The sequence below is a fragment of the Mesorhizobium kowhaii genome, assembly GCF_003253745.1.
GTDB lineage: Bacteria > Pseudomonadota > Alphaproteobacteria > Rhizobiales > Rhizobiaceae > Mesorhizobium > Mesorhizobium kowhaii.
This window is the reverse complement of sequence record NZ_MZXV01000056.1, coordinates 383,978-402,973: the sequence shown is the minus strand read 5'-3', so window position 1 is coordinate 402,973 and position 18,996 is coordinate 383,978. Positions and strand designations below refer to the sequence as shown.

The 18,996-nt window shown below is 61.2% G+C and carries 18 protein-coding genes; 14 read left to right on the top strand and 4 right to left on the bottom strand.

The genetic code is table 11. The annotated features are described in order from the left end of the window. Positions 1–10 precede the first annotated feature (10 nt). From B5V02_RS27350 to B5V02_RS41925, 9 genes are all read left to right on the top strand, one after another. The gene (locus B5V02_RS27350; RefSeq protein ID WP_096455128.1) at positions 11–382 is read left to right on the top strand and encodes an MmoB/DmpM family protein; all 372 of its coding nucleotides are present in this window, start codon (positions 11–13) and stop codon (positions 380–382) included. Positions 383–453: 71 nt separating this feature from the next. Next, the gene (locus B5V02_RS27345) at positions 454–1,476 is read left to right on the top strand and encodes an amidohydrolase family protein (protein ID WP_111547138.1); all 1,023 of its coding nucleotides are present in this window, start codon (positions 454–456) and stop codon (positions 1,474–1,476) included. Between the two features lie 5 nt (positions 1,477–1,481). Continuing rightward, entirely contained in the window at positions 1,482–2,279 is a 798-nt protein-coding gene (locus B5V02_RS27340; protein ID WP_111547137.1) for an iron-sulfur cluster assembly protein, read from the top strand. Positions 2,280–2,356: 77 nt separating this feature from the next. Then, positions 2,357–3,988 carry a molecular chaperone GroEL gene (groEL, locus tag B5V02_RS27335; protein ID WP_111547136.1) on the top strand — a complete coding sequence of 544 codons (1,632 nt, stop codon included), beginning with the start codon at positions 2,357–2,359 and terminating at the stop codon, positions 3,986–3,988. Positions 3,989–4,019: 31 nt separating this feature from the next. Beyond that, positions 4,020–5,063, top strand: a complete 1,044-nt coding sequence (locus B5V02_RS27330; RefSeq protein ID WP_111547135.1) for an NAD(P)-dependent alcohol dehydrogenase — start codon at positions 4,020–4,022, stop codon at positions 5,061–5,063. 182 nt (positions 5,064–5,245) lie between these two features. After that, positions 5,246–5,743, top strand: a complete 498-nt coding sequence (locus B5V02_RS27325) for a DUF1097 domain-containing protein (protein ID WP_167458681.1) — start codon at positions 5,246–5,248, stop codon at positions 5,741–5,743. 382 nt (positions 5,744–6,125) lie between these two features. Next, entirely contained in the window at positions 6,126–6,605 is a 480-nt protein-coding gene (locus tag B5V02_RS27320; RefSeq protein ID WP_245446212.1) for a GlcG/HbpS family heme-binding protein, read from the top strand. A 57-nt stretch (positions 6,606–6,662) separates the two neighbouring features. Then, positions 6,663–7,193, top strand: a complete 531-nt coding sequence (locus tag B5V02_RS27315) for a hypothetical protein (protein WP_245446210.1) — start codon at positions 6,663–6,665, stop codon at positions 7,191–7,193. Beyond that, entirely contained in the window at positions 7,190–7,429 is a 240-nt protein-coding gene (locus tag B5V02_RS41925; protein WP_245446209.1) for a hypothetical protein, read from the top strand. Before B5V02_RS27315 ends, B5V02_RS41925 begins: the two co-directional genes overlap by 4 nt. An 84-nt stretch (positions 7,430–7,513) precedes the next feature. Here the strand turns inward: B5V02_RS41925 and B5V02_RS27310 are convergent, their stop codons facing one another. Next, entirely contained in the window at positions 7,514–8,425 is a 912-nt protein-coding gene (locus B5V02_RS27310; protein ID WP_111547231.1) for a LysR substrate-binding domain-containing protein, read from the bottom strand. Positions 8,426–8,649: 224 nt separating this feature from the next. On the opposite strand from B5V02_RS27310, the gene B5V02_RS27305 reads away from it, so the two are divergent. After that, positions 8,650–9,696, top strand: a complete 1,047-nt coding sequence (locus B5V02_RS27305) for a Kelch repeat-containing protein (RefSeq protein WP_167458680.1) — start codon at positions 8,650–8,652, stop codon at positions 9,694–9,696. Positions 9,697–9,934: 238 nt separating this feature from the next. Here the strand turns inward: B5V02_RS27305 and B5V02_RS27295 are convergent, their stop codons facing one another. Next, entirely contained in the window at positions 9,935–12,013 is a 2,079-nt protein-coding gene (locus tag B5V02_RS27295) for a sigma-54-dependent Fis family transcriptional regulator (RefSeq protein ID WP_111547131.1), read from the bottom strand. A gap of 86 nt (positions 12,014–12,099) precedes the next feature. Then, complete coding sequence (locus B5V02_RS27290) at positions 12,100–12,573, bottom strand: hypothetical protein (RefSeq protein ID WP_111547130.1); 474 nt, start codon at positions 12,571–12,573, stop codon at positions 12,100–12,102. Positions 12,574–12,912: 339 nt separating this feature from the next. Here B5V02_RS27290 and eglC point away from each other — a divergent pair, with 339 nt between their 5' ends. Next, positions 12,913–14,304: an endo-1,3-1,4-beta-glycanase EglC gene (gene eglC, locus B5V02_RS27285; RefSeq protein WP_111547129.1), complete on the top strand. Its 1,392-nt coding sequence runs from the start codon at positions 12,913–12,915 to the stop codon at positions 14,302–14,304. A gap of 66 nt (positions 14,305–14,370) precedes the next feature. Here eglC and B5V02_RS27280 read toward each other — a convergent pair whose 3' ends face one another. Further along, positions 14,371–15,891 carry a caspase family protein gene (locus tag B5V02_RS27280; RefSeq protein ID WP_245446208.1) on the bottom strand — a complete coding sequence of 507 codons (1,521 nt, stop codon included), beginning with the start codon at positions 15,889–15,891 and terminating at the stop codon, positions 14,371–14,373. Between the two features lie 131 nt (positions 15,892–16,022). Between B5V02_RS27280 and B5V02_RS27275 the strand changes: the two genes are divergently transcribed. The 3 genes from B5V02_RS27275 (at position 16,023) to B5V02_RS27265 (ending at position 18,987) form a co-directional block, all read left to right on the top strand. Then, entirely contained in the window at positions 16,023–16,346 is a 324-nt protein-coding gene (locus B5V02_RS27275) for a LysR substrate-binding domain-containing protein (RefSeq protein WP_167458679.1), read from the top strand. A 103-nt stretch (positions 16,347–16,449) separates the two neighbouring features. Continuing rightward, complete coding sequence (locus B5V02_RS27270) at positions 16,450–17,511, top strand: aminopeptidase (RefSeq protein ID WP_111547126.1); 1,062 nt, start codon at positions 16,450–16,452, stop codon at positions 17,509–17,511. Between the two features lie 288 nt (positions 17,512–17,799). Then, entirely contained in the window at positions 17,800–18,987 is a 1,188-nt protein-coding gene (locus B5V02_RS27265) for a TIGR03032 family protein (protein WP_208647140.1), read from the top strand. The last annotated feature ends 9 nt before the right edge of the window (positions 18,988–18,996 follow it).

Here is an 18,996-nt window from a genome sequence, read left to right as displayed (position 1 = left end):
GAATTTTGTCATGTCATTAGCAGCACGCGACGCAACGCATTCCAACATCTTCAAGGCGATGAAGGACATCACCTTCGAGCAGACGATTTCGCATCAGTGCGGCGTCACCATGAACGACTCGGTCGAGGCTCGCGCCATCGCCGAATTCATGGGCCAGAAGCCGGGGGTGACGATCACCTACCAGCCGGCGCTGATCCGCATCGACGGCGATGGCAAGCTGATCTTCAAGATGGATGCGATCGGTGAATATCTGGGCCGCGAGATCTCAGCCGAGACCTTCGAGGTCAACACCTCCACCCACTACGGCCGCATGGTTCGCGTCGACGACAACACCGTGATCCTGTTCGGCAACATGGACGAGATGTTCGAATACATCGAATAGCCGCCAAAAATCTGGCGCGCCGTTGCTTGCGGCGCGCCGAACCCGTCAATGCGATCATTGTGGAGGCAAGAATGTACAGGACACCGGAAGGCAAGGACATTTTCGTGGTCGACGGCCACACCCATTTCTGGGACGGCAGCCCGGAAAACCAGAAGAATATCCACGGCAAGCAGTTCATCGAGTGCTTCTATGCCTATCACACCGGCTTGAGCCCGAAGGACCAGCTGTGGGAGAAGAGCAAGTTCGAGAAATACAGCGCCGATGATCTCTATCGCGATCTGTTCATCGACGGTCCCGACGATGTGGCGATCGTGCAGTCGACCTATCTCAAGGACTTCTACAAAAACGGCTTCAACACGATCGAGCGCAACGCCGAGGTGGCCAAGCGCTATCCCGAGCGTTTCATCGTCAACGGCGCCTTCGATCCGCGCGACGGCGAGAAGGCGCTTGAATACATCCACTTCCTCAAGGAGACCTACAACGTCAAGGGCGTGAAGATGTACACGGCCGAATGGAACGGCGCTTCCAAGGGCTGGAAGCTCACCGATCCCGATGCCTATAAATGCTTCGAACTCTGCGACAAGCTCGGCATCGGGAACATTCACGTCCACAAGGGCCCGACGATCCTGCCGCTCAGCAAGGATGCGTTCGACGTGCATGACGTCGATCATGCGGCGACGGATTTCCAGGGCCTCAACTGGATCATCGAGCATTGCGGCCTGCCGCGCCTCGACGATTTCTGCTGGATCGCGACGCAGGAGACCAATGTCTATGGCGGGCTGGCGGTGGCGCTGCCGTTCATCCACGCGCGGCCGCGCTATTTCGGCGAGGTCATCGCCGAGCTGCTGTTCTGGCTCGGGCCGGAGAAGATCCTGTTCGGTTCCGACTATGCGATCTGGACGCCGCGCTGGCTGGTCGAGAAATTCTGGGCCTATCAGATCCCTGAGGACATCGCCGCCGAACGGGGCGTGCAACTGACCGACGAGATCAAGGAGAAGATCCTCGGCCTCAACGCCGCGCGTCTCTACAACATCGATGTCGAAGCCAAGAAGAAGGCGCTCGCCAGCACGCCCTTCAGCATCGCGGCGGAGTAGGAGCCATGGCAACCGCCAGCGTTTCCGGCGGCCGCGAGAAGGAACTCTGGCGGCGCCTTGGTGAGGTCAACGACCCGGAACTCGACGAACCCATCACCGAGATGGGCTTCGTCGAGCGGGCGCAGGTGACGGGCGAGGGCAGCGTGGAGATAGACTTCCGCCTGCCGACCTATTGGTGCTCGCCCAACTTTGCGTTCCTGATGCTGGACGGCGTGCGCAAGGCGCTCGACCAGCTCTCCTGGGCGCCGGCCTATCGCGTCAAGCTGCACGACCACATGTTCGCGGAAGAGGTCAATCGCGGCATGGAGGCCGGCAAGACATTCGGCGACATCTTCGCCGTGCTTGCCGAGGATCAGGATCTCGGCGCCTTGCGTGAAACCTTCGCAATGAAGGCATTCAAGCGGCGCCAGGAGGCCGTTTTGCGCGGCTTGCGGCTGCACGGTCTGACCGATCGCGAAATCTTCGGCATGGACCTGCCGGCATACGACGTCTCGCGGTTCGAGCCGGGCGAGGCGGCCAAGCAGAAGCCGAGATACAGGGCGGCTCTGCTCGAGCGGTTTCCCGATCGCCGGGCGGACGAGCCCGTCTTCGTGACCTGGGAAGGGCAGCGCATACCGCCTGGCGCACTCAGTGCCCATCTCGCCGAGCTGCGCGGCGTGCGCATCAACATGGAGTTCAACGGCGCGCTGTGCCGCGGGCTCAAGCAGACCAGATACAAGGAACTGGATGTGATCGACGGCGAACCGACGCTGGTCGATTTCATTCTGGATCGCGTGCCGGCCACGACCGCACCGACCGCCTGAAGCAGAACTGACAGCAACGGCCTCCCTCGCACGAGGCCCCCAACCAACAACCCGCCCGTAAGGCGGAAGGAGGAATCATGCCCAAGATAATGCTTCACAATTCCGAGGCCCGCCGTGCTCTCGCCCGTGGCGTCTTCCGGCTCGCCGCCGCGGTCGAGCCGACGCTCGGCCCCAAAGGCATGAACGCCATGATCGACCGGCCGATCGGCACGCCGATGGTGACCCGCGACGGTGTCAGCATCGCCTCCGAGATCGAGCTGCACGACCGTTTCGAGAACATGGGCGCGCAGGTCGTCCGCGAAGTGTCGATGCAGACCAACGAGATCGCCGGCGACGGCACCACGACGGCCATCGTGCTCGCCAACGCGCTCATCCAGGGCGGCGTCGAGGCGAATGAGCGCGGGGTGAAATCCGTTGATCTCTGCAAGGGCATCGACCTTGCCGTGGCGGCGGTGGTGGCCGCGCTCAAGGCTTCCGCCAAGCCCGCCAAGGGCAACGGCATCCTGGCCTCGGTCGCCAACATCGCGGCGACCAACACCACGCTTGGCGCGCTGGTGGCGGAAGCCCATCGGCGGGTGGGCGCCGGAGGCGTCATCACCACTGATTTCAGTGTCACCACCGAGACCACGCTCGATGTCGTCGAGGGCATGTCCTTCGAACGCGGCTATCTCTCGCATCACATGGTGACCGACCAGGAGAAGATGGAGGCTGTTCTTGAACGGCCCTACATCCTGATGACCGACCTCAAGATCAAGGAGCCCGGACAACTCGATGCGGTTCGCCGCATTGCCGACGAGGCCGGCCGGCCGCTGCTGATCGTGTCCGAGGAAATGTCGCCGGAAGTGGTGGTGACGTTGCTCGGCAAGCAGGGACCGGGGCGCTACCTCGTCGTCCATCCGCCGGAATATGGCCACTGGCGCAAGGCGATGATGGAGGATCTGGCCATCATCACCGGCGGCAAGGTGATCGCGCGCGATCTCGGCGGCCGGCTCGAGGACGTCACTGCCGAGGATCTCGGTACGGCCGACCGGGTGAAGACCAGTTCGTCCTACACCTCGATCATCCGTGGCGGCGGCGACCATGCGGCAATCGCGTCGCGCCGCGCCCAGGTGCAGCGGCAGTATGAAGCCTCGCAGCCCAACATCGATCAGGACAAGCTGCGCGAACGCCTGGCCAAGCTCTCCGGCGGCACCGCGATCCTCTATGCCGGCGGCGTCACGCCGGTCGAGCAGAAGCGGACCATCCAGCTGATCGAGGATTCCTTGAATGCGGTGCGCGCCGCATCCGAAGAGGGTGTGGTCGCCGGTGGCGGCTCGGCACTCGCCCAGATCGCGCCGCTGCTCGACAAGGTGGCGGCTGGCGTCGACGGCGATGTCGCCGAGGGCGTGCGCCTGGTGCGCTCGGTCCTGTCGCGACCGCTGTGGCGCATCGCCGCCAATGCCGGCGCCGATCCCGAAGCGGTGGTGGTCGAGGTCACCCGCATCAACGGCGGCTACGGCTACAACGCCTCGACCGGCGCGTATCAGAACATGTTCGAGGCAGGGATCATCGATCCCGTCCGTGTCACCTACACCGCGCTCGCCAACGCGGCTTCCGTGGCGACGCTGATCCTGACCACCGAAACGCTGATTGGCGATCTCGCCGAGGATGAGGACCCGACAGCCGGACCGGCGCGTGGTGGCGGCTCCGAAAAACTCGGCCGCGCCTGAAGCAATCCAGACATTTTGAAAGGATACAGCCATGAAAGCTGCCAGACTCTACGAATACGATCCGAAGATGAACGTCCAGCTCAGGATCGAGGAGGTCAAGGCGCCGACGATCACTGCTCCCGACGAGGTAATCGTGCGGGTCGGCGCCGCCGGTCTCTGCCGCACCGACCTGCACATCATCGAGGGCGTGTGGAAGCCGACCATGGATCCCGAAGGCACGCTTTTGCCTTACATCATGGGCCACGAGAATGCCGGCTGGGTCGAGGAGGTCGGCAGCGGCGTCAGATCGGTCAAGCGCGGCGACGCGGTGATCTGCCATCCCTTCCGCTCATGCGGCATCTGCCTTAACTGCCGCCATGGCGAGGACATGTATTGCGACAACGGCCAGTTCCCCGGCCTTGGCATGAATGGTGGCTTCGCCGAATATTTCATCACCAGCGAACGCTCGCTGATCAAGCTGAATGCCAACATCACGCCGATCGAGGTGGCACCGCTGGCCGATGCCGGCATCACCGCCTACCGCGCCGCCAAGCGTGCCGCAAAGCTCCTGCGGCCGGGGAGTTACTGCGTGCTGCTCGGCATAGGCGGGCTCGGTCATATCGCGCTGCAATCGTTGCACGCGATTTCAGGCTGCCGCATCATCGCCGTCGATCGCGAGCCGGCGGCGCGGGTGCTGGCCAAGGACCTGGGTGCCGACTTCATCCTTGATGGTGGGCCAAACGTCGTCGAGGAGGTCAGCCAGATCACCGGCGGCGGCGCCCATGTGGTGATCGATTTCGTCGGCGAACTCGGTGTCGAGAACATCTGTTGGAAGATGGTGCGCAAGGGCGGGCAACTGTTCGTCGTCGGCTATGGCGGCAATATCAACGTACCGACCGCGCATCTGGTCATCGAGGAGATCAACATCGGCGGCAGCCTGGTCGGCAATTTCACCGAGCTTGTCGAATTGATGGAGCTCAACGCCGACGGCAAGGTGAAGATGCACTACACCGAATACAACCTCGCCAGCATCAACACCGCGCTCGACGATTTCAAGAACCGCCGGTTCACCGGCCGTGGCGTCATCGTGCCCTGAAAGCCCTTGCACCGCGCGCGGCATGGAACGGGTGTCGCGTGCGGTTCGATCGGGCTGCTTGCCGGACCGGCAAGCCCTCCTTCTTGAGCTCCGTGGCCGATGCCATGGCAATTCCGTGTCGGGACGTCGGCGAAGCGCGATCCCCGCACGAGTTTCCTTGCTTCGTGAAACGGGAGGACAACATGGATCTTGTTACAGGGCTGGCCGTCGTCATCGGCATTATGGGTGGCATAGCGACATGGGCGGCGATCACGATCGGCAATCCTTATCTGCTGATCTGGGCGGTGTTTGTCGGCTGGGGAAGTTTCTATCACTGTGGCGGCAAGGAAGCCGGGTTCAAGAACTCAGCGGTTGCAAACCTGTGGGGCGCGATCTGCGCGGCCGGCGCCTTGATCGCGCTGACGTCCATTGGCGTTACCGCGATCATGGCCGGCATTTGCGTCGGCATTTCAATCATAGTCCTGATCCTCGCCGCCAAGCTGCCATTGCTGAGCGCCATTCCGTCAGCGGTCTATGGCTACGCAACGACCGCAGCACTTTTTCTGCTTGCTGCCGCCGCCTATGGCGAAGGTGCCGGCGGCATCATCAAGGTCGCTGCCGCCGTGGTGATCTCGCTGATCATCGGCAACATCCTCGGCTACGTCTCGGAGAAAGTGACTGGTGCCGTCGTGAAGGCCTGAGCATGTCCGCGACCGCTGCCTGAAGGCAATTTCGGGCGACGAATTTCCCCAACCCCGCGGCGCGAATGCCGCGGGTTTTTTGTTGCGAAGGAGCTGGGCCTGGTTCGCCGAGTCACGCAGACGCGGGAATTCCGCTGAGCGCCAACGGACTTGGCTATTGTCCGTACGAGCCCATTCTTTCACATCCCCAAATACTCCATTTCGGAATTCGTCATTCATTCGCGGGATGGGCAGACATATCCATGCCCAGTGACCAACGGCATTCACTCTCAAATCCATCAGGGATTGATGAGCGCCCGTTCTGGTCTTTCTCGTGAGGCGGCTGCGACCTTCGCTTCGTTTCAACGAAACAAGGTCGCATGACCAACGAAAGGTTTCAAAAATGTCTATGTCAAAATGGGCCGCCACCGCCGCGGCCATTGGCTTTCTCTCGGTTACCACCTCCGCATTTGCCAGCGACGCTGATGTTTATGGTCCCGATATCACTCTGTCGCAGGCCAAGCAGGTTGCCGCCGGCGCTGTCAAGGAATGCGCAGCCAACAAGTGGCTCATGGCCGTCGCCGTCGTCGATACGCACGGCGCCCTGGTCTACTACGAAAAGGCTGATAACACCGAGGTGGCGAGCGCCCAGATCGCCTTGGACAAAGCAACTTCGGCAGCCGTCTACAAGCGTCCGACACGCGACTTCTTCGACGTGACGGCCAAGATGGGTCCATTCATGCTGAACATGGACCACGTCATCGCAGCGCCTGGCGGTATTCCGGTCATGAAGGACGGCAAGATCATCGGTGCGATCTCGGCTAGTGGCGGCACGGGTGCGCAGGACGAGCAGTGCGCCAAGGCCGGCCTTGCCGGCTTTTGATCCTCTTTTTAGCGACGGCTCCGGACGGAGCTGCCGTACTCCAAAGGAATTATTGAAATGATGAATCTCAAATCGCTGGGCAGCCGTCTTGCCGCGGCGGCCGCGCTCTCCGTTGCGCTTGCATTGCCTTCCCTCGCAAACGCCGCCGAGCTTTACAGCGGAAGCAATGCCGATGTTCGCACGGTTCTCTACTACAAGGCGTCGACGGCTGCGCTCTCCCAATTCCTGCCAGCGGGCTGGGAGCTCAGCCCGTTTACAACAGCACCTTCCGCCGGCGCCAACCTCCAGATTGAATTTGTGGACCAGCTTTATGCGGTGGATCCCAAGGGTACCGTCGGGGCTCCGTACCGCTACGTGCTTTTCGGCATCCCTGTTCACAAGACGGGAAGCAGTGAGAACGTGCTGATGTTGTTCGATGGCCTTTCGCGAGGCGGAGCCGGTCCTTACGGCATTGCCGAAACCGCTGCCGACGACGTCAATCGTGGGGTTCATTACAGCTCGAGCCCGACGGCGGTGAGCGAGGCCTGGAACTTCGAAGGTGGCGGTGAGAAGGTTTCACTGAAACGGAATTCGAACGTGGCCCGGTGACCCTGGAGAAGGGCGACAGCCACGTCTACTCGCAACTCAAGCCAGAATTCTCGCGCATCTATCGCTACAATGAGGCTACTGACGTTGTGAAGTCCGGCGACGCAAACCATCTCCGCAGCCTGTCCTTGAAGGCCGAAGGTGGAAAGTTGACCGCGATGTTCGACGGCAGCGAGAGCCTTGTCGCGGTCGTATCGTTGCCTGTCTATTCCCGCGACATCTTTGTTCCGCAGCCCTGAGCACCGCTTTCTTTGAAGGGCGGCGGCCACCCAAAAGGGTGCCGCTGCCCTCCAAGGTTCCAGTGCGCCTGCGACCGTCGCATTTCAGGCACGTGTTGGGGCGGGCCTGTTCTGCTTCATGAACGTGATGAAGGCAGCAAGGGCTGCAGGAAGCTGTCGGCGGCTGGGATAGTACAAGTAGATCCCGGAGATCTGGGAACCCCACCCATCGAGGACAGTCACGACGCGCCCCGAGCGCAGCTCATCCTGCAGAAGAACGGCTGGCACCAAGCCGATTCCGGCGCCTCCGGCAATCGCACTGGCAACCGCACGAAGATCGTTGGCCACAACTTGCGTGCCGGCGACGGGTTCGGCCTTCTCAGCCCCCTTGTGCAGTGTCCAGGGTCGGATTGTGCCGTCCCACGGGGATCGAAGGCGAACACACCAGTGATCCACGAGCGCGCTGGGCTCGCTGGGCTCGCCATGAGCCAGCAGGTAGTCTCTCGTGGCAAAAAGAACTTCGTTGAAGGGATCGGCGATCCGAACGGCGATCATATCCTTCTCGATGCGTTCTCCGACCTGAATGCCCGCGTCGATGCGGTGTTCCACCAGATCAAGGTGAAGATCATCGACGAGGATTTCGAGCTCGATTTCGGGGTGCTTTGTCAGGAAGCGGCCGATAAGAGGGGCTATCAGGACGGTTGTTGCCGTCCGTGAACCTAGAATTCTAAGCCTTCCACCCGTAGCGCTGCGGAACTTGTTCAATCCGTCGAGGACACTGTCCAGTCCGCTCAATATCGGGCCTATGTTGGCAAGAAGCTCTTCGCCCGCCGCGGTCAACGACACGCTGCGGGTGGTTCGTGTGAGCAGTCTCACGCCAAGCTTCTCTTCCAGACCCCTCAGCGTCTGGCTGAAGCTGGGTAGCGACACCCCCAGTGCCGCGGCGGCCCTGGTAAAGTTCAACTGCCGAGCAGCCTCCGCGAAGGCGATGAGCTCCCGCAATTCCGGCTTGTGCATTTGTCCTCCTCGCTGGGGCTGCCCGGTGCAGCGTCGCAGGCCGAGCCTTCTGCCCAGGGCGCTTCGGAATGGCAAGGTTAAGCACGACATTGTTTGGTGGGCCCAAAGGGCCCATTCCGCAATCGATAATTCTAACGGTTCATACGTTCAGCTACCTCCTGTTGCGAGACGAAGGCGCTCGGGCAACTCCAGGTCGGCGCCCAACCGCAACCAAGGAGCTTCCGATGAAGACGAAATTGCTGGTTTCCGCTGCGTTGATCGGTCTGGCACTTAATCTTGCGCCAGCGTTCGCCCAGGAGGGCACGTGGCAGATGGGAATGCCGATGCCAGAGCCTCAGAGCGAGAACTCCAGCGCTGTGGTGGGCAATCAGTGGTTCGTCATTGGCGGCATCGACGTGCCCGAGGTCATGCCCGTTGGCACGGTTGTGATGTATGACGAAAATACCAAGACCTGGTCGAAGAGAGCGGCAATGCCTGAGCCGGCCCATCATACTGCAACTGTGGCTTGCGACGGCAAGGTGTACGTGTTCGGTGGTTTCGTCGGAGAGCCGGGCACCAAGGAATGGCAACCGACCGCTGATGCTTTTGTATACGATCCGAAGACTGACAGCTGGTCCAAGCTTCCACCCATGCCAACTGCCCGCGGAGCGGCTGCGGCTGTGGTGCTCGACGGAAAAATCTACGTCGCCGGCGGGGCGCATGCCCATGAGGATGGCCGCGACATGAAGGAGCCCCTTTGGGCCGACGTTCCCAACATCGTCGGCAGGACTGTCGAGGCCTACGACCCCGCGTCCAACACCTGGACAAGCCGGGCTCCCATGCAGACCGGCCGCAATCACTTTCTCGCCGCTGCCGTCGGTGGGAAGATTTATGCGATCGACGGTCGAATTGGTCTGCCCTTCGTGACCAAGAGCGACGTCACCGATCTGGTCGAGGAATACGATCCCAAATCCGATTCCTGGACCTACAAGGGCCGTTCCCCCACACCGCGGGGCGGGGTCTCGGGCAGTGCCTATGGCGGGAAGATCTATGTGACGGGTGGCGAGTACCAGGACCCGGCGGGCAAGCGCACATTCTGGGCCCTTGAGGCCTACGATCCCGCAACCGACACGTGGCAGACCCTACCGCACATGCAGATTGCCCGCCACGGCTTCGTTGCCGGTTTCATTGGCAGCGAGTTCCATGTCGCCGGTGGCTCCTTCCAGTCCGACGGCATGCCGGGGATCAATGCTCAGATGAACACCCACGAGTTCTACACCGTACCCAAGTAGTTCATTTAATGCCGATGCTGGTCGTGTTCGGGACTGGTTTACGCTTTGGCACCGGCAGGCAGGAGGTCTGACCGTGCACAGCTGTTCGCAAAGGCGGCGCAAAACCTCTGGCGGCATTGCAGATCGCTATGAGGACTAATGCATGTCGCCCAAAAGTGGCCCCGGTTTTGGGAGAACGACATGCATAAAAACAAAGACCTAAAGCGCGTCGTCTGAATCCATTCAGACGCGACGCGCTTTAGAGGAAGCCGCGCCGGATCCCGTATTGGCCGAGCTTGCGATAGAGCGTCGGCCGCGAAATGCCGAGCCTCAGCGCAACCTTGCTGAGATTGCCGCCCTCCGCGACAAGCGCATTCTTGATCGCCTGACGTTCTCCATCCTCGAACGTACATACGGGTGCTTCGAGCATCGTTGCCGGATGGTCGCTGTGCAAGGCGATGGTGTTGCGATCGCCCACACTGATTTCCCCGGGAAGATCCTGGAGTTCGATCGTGCCGCCGCGCGCCAGTATATGCAGGCGCTCGACCAGGTTCTTCAATTCGCGCACATTTCCCGGCCAGCGATAGGCCAGCAGCGCGTCGAGTGCTTCGTTTGAAAACTCCAGCGGGTCATTGCCTGCCAGCTTTGCGATCTGACGATTGAAATGCTCGATCAGCAACAGCACGTCATCGCCGCGCTCGCGCAGGGCCGGGACATGAATCGAGACCGCGCCGATGCGGTAATAGAGATCGCTGCGGAAGCGTCCGGCCGCGACTTCCTGCCTGAGATCGCGATTGGTCGAGGCGACCAGTCGTACGTCCACCGGCCGGCCCCTTGAGTCGCCGATGCGATGGACCACGCGCTCCTCCAGGACACGCAACAGGAAGGGCTGGATTTCAAGCGGCAACTCGCCGATCTCATCAAGGCTGAGCACGCCGCCATTGGCGAGTTCGAAGATGCCCGGCTTGCCGTCACGCGAAGCTCCGGTAAAGGCGCCGGCGACATGGCCGAACAATTCGCTGCCGAACAGCTCCTTGGTGATTGCGCCACAGTTCATGGCGATGAACGGGTCGTTTTCGGTGCGCCGGCTGCCGGCATGGACAAGCCGTGCAAACAGCTCCTTTCCGACGCCGGTTTCGCCTTCTATCAGCAACGAGGTGACACCGTTCGACCCGGCCACCCGGGAGGCGACATCAACGGCGGCCAACAGTTTTTCGCTTTCGCCGACGATCATCGCCGCGGCTGTTCGCAAATGTTTGTCCCCCTCCCGACGTATCACCGTCATGCTGGAGACGGCCGGCACCGAGGGAAACACCAGAGCCGCGCCACGAAGGTCGCCATCGAGCTTCAGCGGCGTGACATGGCAGGATCGCAAATGCGCCGGCAACGCGTTGGCGAGATCGGTCTCCGAGCCGGAGGCTGGCAGGTTCATGAGCCAACGACCGCGCCCCGGCTCCATCGGGCCGTCCATCATCTCCGTCGTGTCGCCGTTGGGCACGTTGTTGCAGAAGATCGCGCGGCCTCGATGATCGACGATCACCAACCCGTCTTTTCGGCGGTAGCTGGGGGCCGAGGAAATGAAGGCTTCGAGCAAGCGCGTGCGCTGCTCCTGCTGCTGCTCGGCGAGCGCCTTTTCGATTTGCCTGGCGGTGGCGGCGACGAGCGCCGTATTGTGCGGCCGGAAGATCGGCGAATAGCCTGACAGGTCGACAACGCCGATGATCTTGCCGTCCAGGGGATCGCGGATCGGCGCACCGGCGCAGGTCCAGGATTTGATGCCGGCGCAGAAATGTTCAGCCGCGTGGACGAAAATCGGTTCGCCGGTCCACAGTGCTGTGCCGATGCCGTTGGTTCCGACGGCGTCCTCGTTCCATTTGCCGCCGATGCCCAGATGAATGTCCATGCCGTCATGCAAGGTCTTCTTGTCGCCGATGGCATCGATCAGCACGCCGTCGCTGTCGGCGAGCACCAGCATCGCTCCCGTCCCTTCCAGCAACTGGCCAAGCGACGCAAACGATCGCCGCGCCGCCGAAAGCAGCTCGGCATTGGCGCGGGTCAGGTATTCGATCTCGTCACGGTCACTATTCAGCGGCGCTTCGATGCCCTGCGCATTGATGCCGCCGGTGGCGCTGCGGTACCAGGAATCGTGGATCAGCGAGCGGACGTGGACCGGATCGCGGGCGCTTGTCGGCTCGTCGGAAAGAAAGCTTTCCCAGGCGCGCATGGTGGCGCGCTCGTCATAGTCGATGTTGTCTAGAACCAGCTGTCCGGTGGCCATCGAGGCACGCGTCGGAAGCGCAGCGCTTTTCATCGGGTTGGGGCCGCTCGCGTGTCTCATTCAGCCATCACAGTACCTTTTGAGGTATGCCATTTCTGTATGCTCTCGCGGATTGGGCGCGCATAGCGACGCCCGAATACCGGTCGTCAGTCGATGCCGAGTTTCGCACCGATGTCGGCGGCAAGCTGTTCTTCGGTATAGGTCGCGGTCAGCCGGGATCCATCCAACTCGACAAGCGCCTCGGCGATGGTTTCGTCGACCGGCGAAAAGAAGCCATTCTGCTTCGTCGCCAGCACGAAAATCTGGTCGCCATTCCGGTTGCGGACATCGCCGATATGATGAAGCTGGCGGCCGGTGTTCTGATCCTTGGAGATCACACGGCCGTTCATGGTGACACGGATGGACGGGCTCGCTTCGGAGGCGGTTGCCGCGCTGCCGCCAACATGGATGATCAGGCCTTCCGCCTTGGGTTGCTGGCGCGGCTGCCTGGAAGCCGAGTAGCCGCCGCCGCTGATCTGGTCGGCGAGGCGAACGATGGTCGAGCGGTTCTGCTCGATCAGTCTTTTGACCTGGACGTCCTCGCGCCGCGGGCCATCCCGCTTGGAGATGATCTCAACCATGAATCCTCCCAGATTCGCTCAGCTTGGCCGATGGTACGGCTCATTTCTTCTTTTGAGGTGAACCCTACACCTCTTCTTTTGAAGTGAACCCTACACCGCCTCGGTGAGGTTCGCCATCCCATCCCATAGCACCAGAGTTCGGGTCGCTGGTAGCAGGTGGCTGCTACACGGGCTCGGATCCTCGGATGCGCGTGAGATGGTGACCGGGCGCTTCCGAAACGGCAGCTGGCCTGGCGTTAAGCTTTTGGTAACCCTCCTAAGTCGAAGACCAAAAAAGACTTTGGCTTCTGGTGCCCTCCATAGATGCTAGGGCTGGCATCGAGCCGAGGAGTAAGACCAATGACCACCGTCCTGAACGCCAAGGGCGTTCCACTCCCCTACAGCGGTTCCTCGGTAAAGTGGTACTCGGCGACGAATTCCGGCCCGGCACTTTATGGCAGCATCTACAATGACTCGCTCTACGGCGACGGCAGCGTCAGCGTCACGATGTATGGCGGCAAGGGCGATGACATTTACTATCTGTATTCCACGAAGAACAAGGCGGTCGAGCTGGCCAACGAGGGTGTCGACACCATCTCGACCTGGATGAGCTACAGGCTGCCGGCGCATTTCGAGAACCTGACGGTCACGGGCGACAAACACTATGCTTTCGGAAACGAGCTAAACAACATCATTACCGGCGGCTCCGGCCAACAGACGCTCGACGGCTTGAAGGGCGACGACGTTCTCAAGGGCGGATCCGGGGCGGACATTTTCGTCGTGGCCCCCGGCAACGGCAGTGACCTGATCCTGGACTTTAGCGTGGACGATACGGTGCGCGTCGGGAGCTACGGCTTCACCTCCTTCGAGCAGGTGCACGCCAATATGGTCCAGTCGGGAGCGAACGTCCGACTTGATCTATCCGGCACCGAGTTTCTCGTCTTCGCCAACAAGACGATCGACCAGTTCACCGCAAGCCAGTTCGACCTGGCCCTGGACAGGTCGCATCTGCAACTCACCTTCTCGGACGAGTTCAACACGCTGAACCTGTGGAATGGCTCGAGCGGTACCTGGGACTCGAACTTTTGGTGGGGAGGCGCGAACGGTAGCACGCTCACGAGCAACGGTGAGCTTCAATGGTATATCGACACCAGCTACGCCCCGACGAGTTCCGTCCACCCGTTCAGCGTCGAGGACGGTGTTCTCACGATTACCGCCGCCCGAGCCCCTGAGGCTATCAAGCCCTACATAAACAACTACCAATACACGTCAGGTTTGCTGACGACCCACGAATCCTTCGCACAGACCTACGGCTATTTCGAAATTCGGGCCGACATGCCCGAAAAACAAGGCGCATGGCCGGCCTTCTGGCTTCTGCCCGAGGACGGCTCCTGGCCACCGGAACTGGACGCTATAGAGATGACCGGTCAGGATCCAAACAAGCTCCTTATGACAAGCCACACGAACGAGACGGGAACGCATACAACAGTGTCCTCGACGCCCTATGTCGCGGATACCGAAGGGTTCCACACATACGGGGTGCTGTGGACGGCAGACGAACTCGTCTGGTATTTCGACAACGTCGAAGTTGCGCATGCCGCAACGCCTACCGACATGCACGAGCCGATGTACATGTTGGTCGATCTCGCGGTTGGTGGCATCGCGGGAGCGCCCGCCGATGGGCTTGCAACGCCGGCGGAAATGCAGATCGACTACATCCACGCCTACTCGTTGCACGATTGGGTTATCTAGGCGCAACACCTGATGGTGGGGTCGGTATGGACACGTCGTGCTGCGGCTGGTGTCGTCAGCCCGGACCTAAAATACACCACCAATGCCTATGCCCGCACCAATGTCCGGTGGCGGGGCTGCGGGGCGTTGCGGGGCGGCCTGTGAGCGTTTCGCAGCCTTGCGGCCGGAGCTGGTTTGCGAGGGGCCGGCTTCCGACGCAACTTTAGCCGGCTTGGCCTTTACGATGACCGGCTGCTTGCAGATTCTGCCGGAGCGCAGAAAGAGATCGCCGAGCAGTCCGACGGTCGGCTCGGTCGTCGATGCGACCTGTTTGGTATTTTTGTAATAGTCGGTGAGGGCGCGGATGGAGCCCGTGCCCCAATCGCCATCAACCTGCATCCGGTAGCAACCCAGGCGACGAAGTTCCGTCTGGATGCTGCGCGCAAGATCGCCCGCCTTGCCCTTTTCCGCTTCGCCCGCCGATGCGCCGACAATGAGGGTTTCGAGGCCGGAGACGACGCTTTGGCGAGCGTCTTCAACGCTTTCAGTTGGAGACAGATTGGCGACCTGGGTGCCAACCGGCGCCGGCAAACCGGCTGACGGTGCCGGAATCTCGACCGACCGCAACGTCTGCCCGACGACAAGCACGGCAGTTTGCAGGTCGTTGGAGGCGAGCTCGACCTGCAATCTCTTCTTTGCGATGGGGTCCGCCAGAATTCGCGAAAGGCTCGCGCTCAACTGTGCTGGATCGAGTGCCTGCTGCTCCGTGAAATAGAACTGCTCGCGCAGGTTCGATTGATCCCACGGCACTTGACGGCCAACCGTCAACGCTTCGGTTTCGTTGCGGACGCGGATCATCATGTCCGAGACGCTGAGCCCGGGGATCTCGAGATTCTTCAGCAACGCAACGGTAAACGGGCTGTTTTCGCCGCCGCCATCGGCCGTGACATTGCCGGGCTGAGTGGCAAAGGCAATGAACGTGTTTTCACCGACGTCAACTTGCGCCAGACCATCGCCGGCGCCGGCGCCGGGACCGAGCGGATTGTTGCGACAGGCGTCCAGGAATATGAATGTCTGGCGGTCCCGGCGCGCGAACCTGGCGATCACATCATTCAGCTTGATGGCGCTGGCCGTCAGTTTTTCCAGGCTTTCGGGATCGGGCGTGTCGACCGGGAGCAGGTAGTTTTCGCCATGCAGCTGCACGCCATGACCGGCATAGAAAATCAAAACTGCACTGGCGGTCGGCAGTTCTGCATCGGCGTCTCGAAGCAGTTTGGCGAAACCCTCGGTCGAAAGATCGGTTCCCGTCAGGACTTCGAAATTCAGCCGCTTCAGACTCTCTGAAAGCCTTGTGGCGTCGTTTGCCGCATTGGGGAGATGCTCGAGCCGGGTGCTTTGATAGTTCGAATTGCCGATGACGATCGCCAGCCGGTTGCGCGGCTGCGGCGACGGGTTCTGCTCGACCGCGGCGAGAGCGCCAACCGAGCCAAGAAGCACGAGAAGCAGAAGCAGCGGGATGCGAAACAGGAGTCTGTGGCAATGGGTCATATCAACATGCCCGTTCCGGTCTGCGTCAATCCTGGTCTTGCAACCTTCGAAGCGCACCACGACGCGACACAATCATGCCCGAGCGTATGGACCCCGTGTCGCTGAAGGCCAGCAAAAATTTATACCAAGAATCATGTCAAAGATAGGGAAAAGGGATTTGTATGCTCAGTCACCGGACTGTGGAGGACACGATGCCGATCAAGATCAACCTTGCGCTGCCGGTTTATGGAGCAGCCTACAAAAGCGCCGAACCTTTTGACGTGAACTCGGGTGAGGTCTTTCCCAGTGGCGATATGGCCTATCGTGCCGCGGCTATGGGCCAGGGCGTCGCGGTCGGAGACCTCTCTGTGCTCCACGAGGAGATCACTAGGGGAGAACTGGTCCAGCCGTTCAAGGATATGCAGATCTCTGACGACAGGGAGGCCTATCATTTGTGTGGCAGAAGAGATTGCTGGACCGACCCTCGTATCGCCGCGTTCCATAAGTGGGTTTTGGACGAGGCCACGTGGTCCTGAAGGCCGCACCGGCCGCTCACATGCAGACACGCTTGGCGCCCACCTTCTTGCCTGCGTTCCATGCCCTGTCGGGACGCGTGAGCAGTGCTGGGGGCAAACCGTGATGGGTGCATTTTTTCGGTCGGTGGCGGCGATGATCGTGGTGTCCGGCGTGACAGGTTGCACCAACATTTCCTACTACGCGCAATCCTTGAAGGGTCATGTGGAGATCATGACGGCGCGCCAGGATGTCGGAGAGCTGATCGAGGATCGTTCGACCCCTGAGGCACTACGCGCTCGAATGGCATCGGCGAGCGCCATACGACAGTTTGCGACAGATGAACTAGCGCTGCCGGACAACAATAGCTACCGCAGCTATGTTGACGTTGGTCGGGACTCGGTGACATGGGCCATCTTCGCCGCGCCAGAATTCTCGCTGACGCCACGAACATGGTGCTTTCCAGTGTTCGGATGCGTTCCCTACCGAGGATACTTCTCCAAAAGGTCTGCGATTGAAACCGCTGTCGAACTTCAAAGACAGGGCCTGGACGTCTATGTGACGGGCATCACTGCATATTCCACGCTTGGCTGGTCAAGTGACCCGCTGCTAAGCACGATGCTCAGCCACGATGAAACGTATCTTGCAGGGCTAGTTTTCCATGAGCTGGCCCACCAGCGCGTCTATGTGAGCGACGATTCCGCATTCAACGAGGCGTTCGCTGTCGCCGTCGAAACAACCGGCGTGAGGAAATGGCTGCGCGCGGCTGGTGATACCGCCGGATTGCGCCGTTACGAAGCCGACCGAAAGCGCAAGACCGAATTTCTTGCGCTGGATTCGCACACCCGGGACGAGCTAACGCATGTCTATAGAGGCTCGGGTACCACCATGGACCAAAAGCGGGCCGCAAAGACAGCCGCGATCGAACGGCTGCGGATGCGCTACCGAGCGATGCGCGACAGGCGCTGGGGTGGATACCGGGGATATGATGTCTGGTTCGATGCTCCGATTAACAACGCGAAACTCGCCGCGACTTCCGTTTACGGTGATCAGGTGGCGACGTTTCTCCGCTTGTTCGACTTGTGTTCGGGCGACTATCCACGGTTCTTCGCGTCGGTTCGACGGATCGGAGCGTTAGACAAGGCTCACCGCGCCGAAGCGCTCAAGGCGGCAGATACATGTGATTGAGCCGGTCAAAGCTGAAGTCCCTTTGCCGCCTGGATGAACAGCGTTCGCACTTCGTGCTGCCGCGTTTCGAGATGCGGCTCCAGGTTCACGTCGCTGCTCGATCACTATTGGCGTTGCCGAACAGCAACAGAGGCCAAGGTTCCTCGCATCATGATCTCTGTAAGTCCATTTAAGGATTGCCTGTGGGTCAAGCTGAGATCATACATTAGCTGGAGACCATACATTCCTAAATTCCTAGTTAGCTGAGATCATACATTCCTAATTAGTTGATTTGTGGAGATCGGCACCATGGCTGCGCGCGGAAGCGGCGAAGCTGCGGGCGAGCCCCTTCCGGAAGAGAGCGAACCGGCCGAGGCCTCGCCCGATCTCACTTATTCGATGTCGGCCGGGCTGGTGACGCGGCTGAAGGCGCTGGACGTTGCGCTCGCGGTTACCTCCTACCAGTCCGGCCTGTTCTATCTCATCGGCCGCAACCCGATGACCGGCGGGCTCAACGTTCACCAGACGCCGATTCTACGGCCGATGGGACTCGCCTACGCCTCCGACGGGACGCTCATGCTTGTGGCGGGCTTCCATCTCGTGCGCTTCGTCAACGCGCTGGAACCACACCAGCGGGCCAATGAGATCTTTGACGCCTGCTATGTACCGCGCACAGTGCACGTTACCGGGGAACTCGACGCGCATGACGTCGGCATCGGCGCGGCCGGCCGGCCCATATTCGTCAACACACGTTTCAACTGCCTCGCCACCGTGTCGGACCGCTACAGCTTCGAGGAAGTGTGGCGGCCGCCCTTCATCTCGGCGCTGGTGGACGAGGACCGCTGCCACCTGAACGGTCTGGCGATGCGCGACGGTGAGGCGGCCTATGCCACGGCTGTCAGCCGCTCCGACACGATCGACGGCTGGCGCGACCGGCGCGCCGACGGCGGCGTTGTGATCGATGTCAGGACCGGCACGGTCGTATGCGAGGGGCTCTCCATGCCGCATTCGCCGCGTCTCCATCGAGGAGCGCTGTGGCTGCTCAACTCCGGCACAGGCGAGCTCGGCTTCGTGGAGTTGCCGAAGGACGGCGGCATGGGTCACTTCGAGCCGGTCGCATTCTGTCCAGGCTTCCTTCGCGGGCTGGCGTTTTGCGGCCGCTACGCTTTCGTCGGTCTTTCCAAGCCGCGCTACAAGCGCTTCGAGGGGCTGGCGCTCGACGCTCGCCTCGCCGCCGCCGATTCCGAGCCGTGGTGCGGCATCCAGGTGATCGATCTTGAGAAGGGTAGCTGCGTCGACTGGTTCCGCATCGACGGCCAGGTAGCCGAGCTCTACGACCTCGCCGTGATCCCCGGCTTTGCCTGCCCCATGGCGGTGAGTCCACGCTCGCCCGAGGCGGCGGGCTTCGTCAGCCATGCGCCCGGCGGCGGGCGGCCACAATTGCCATCGAACGATTCTTTTGCCGAGGCTGTCGTGCCAGCCCCGGCAAGCCAATGACCAAGGCTG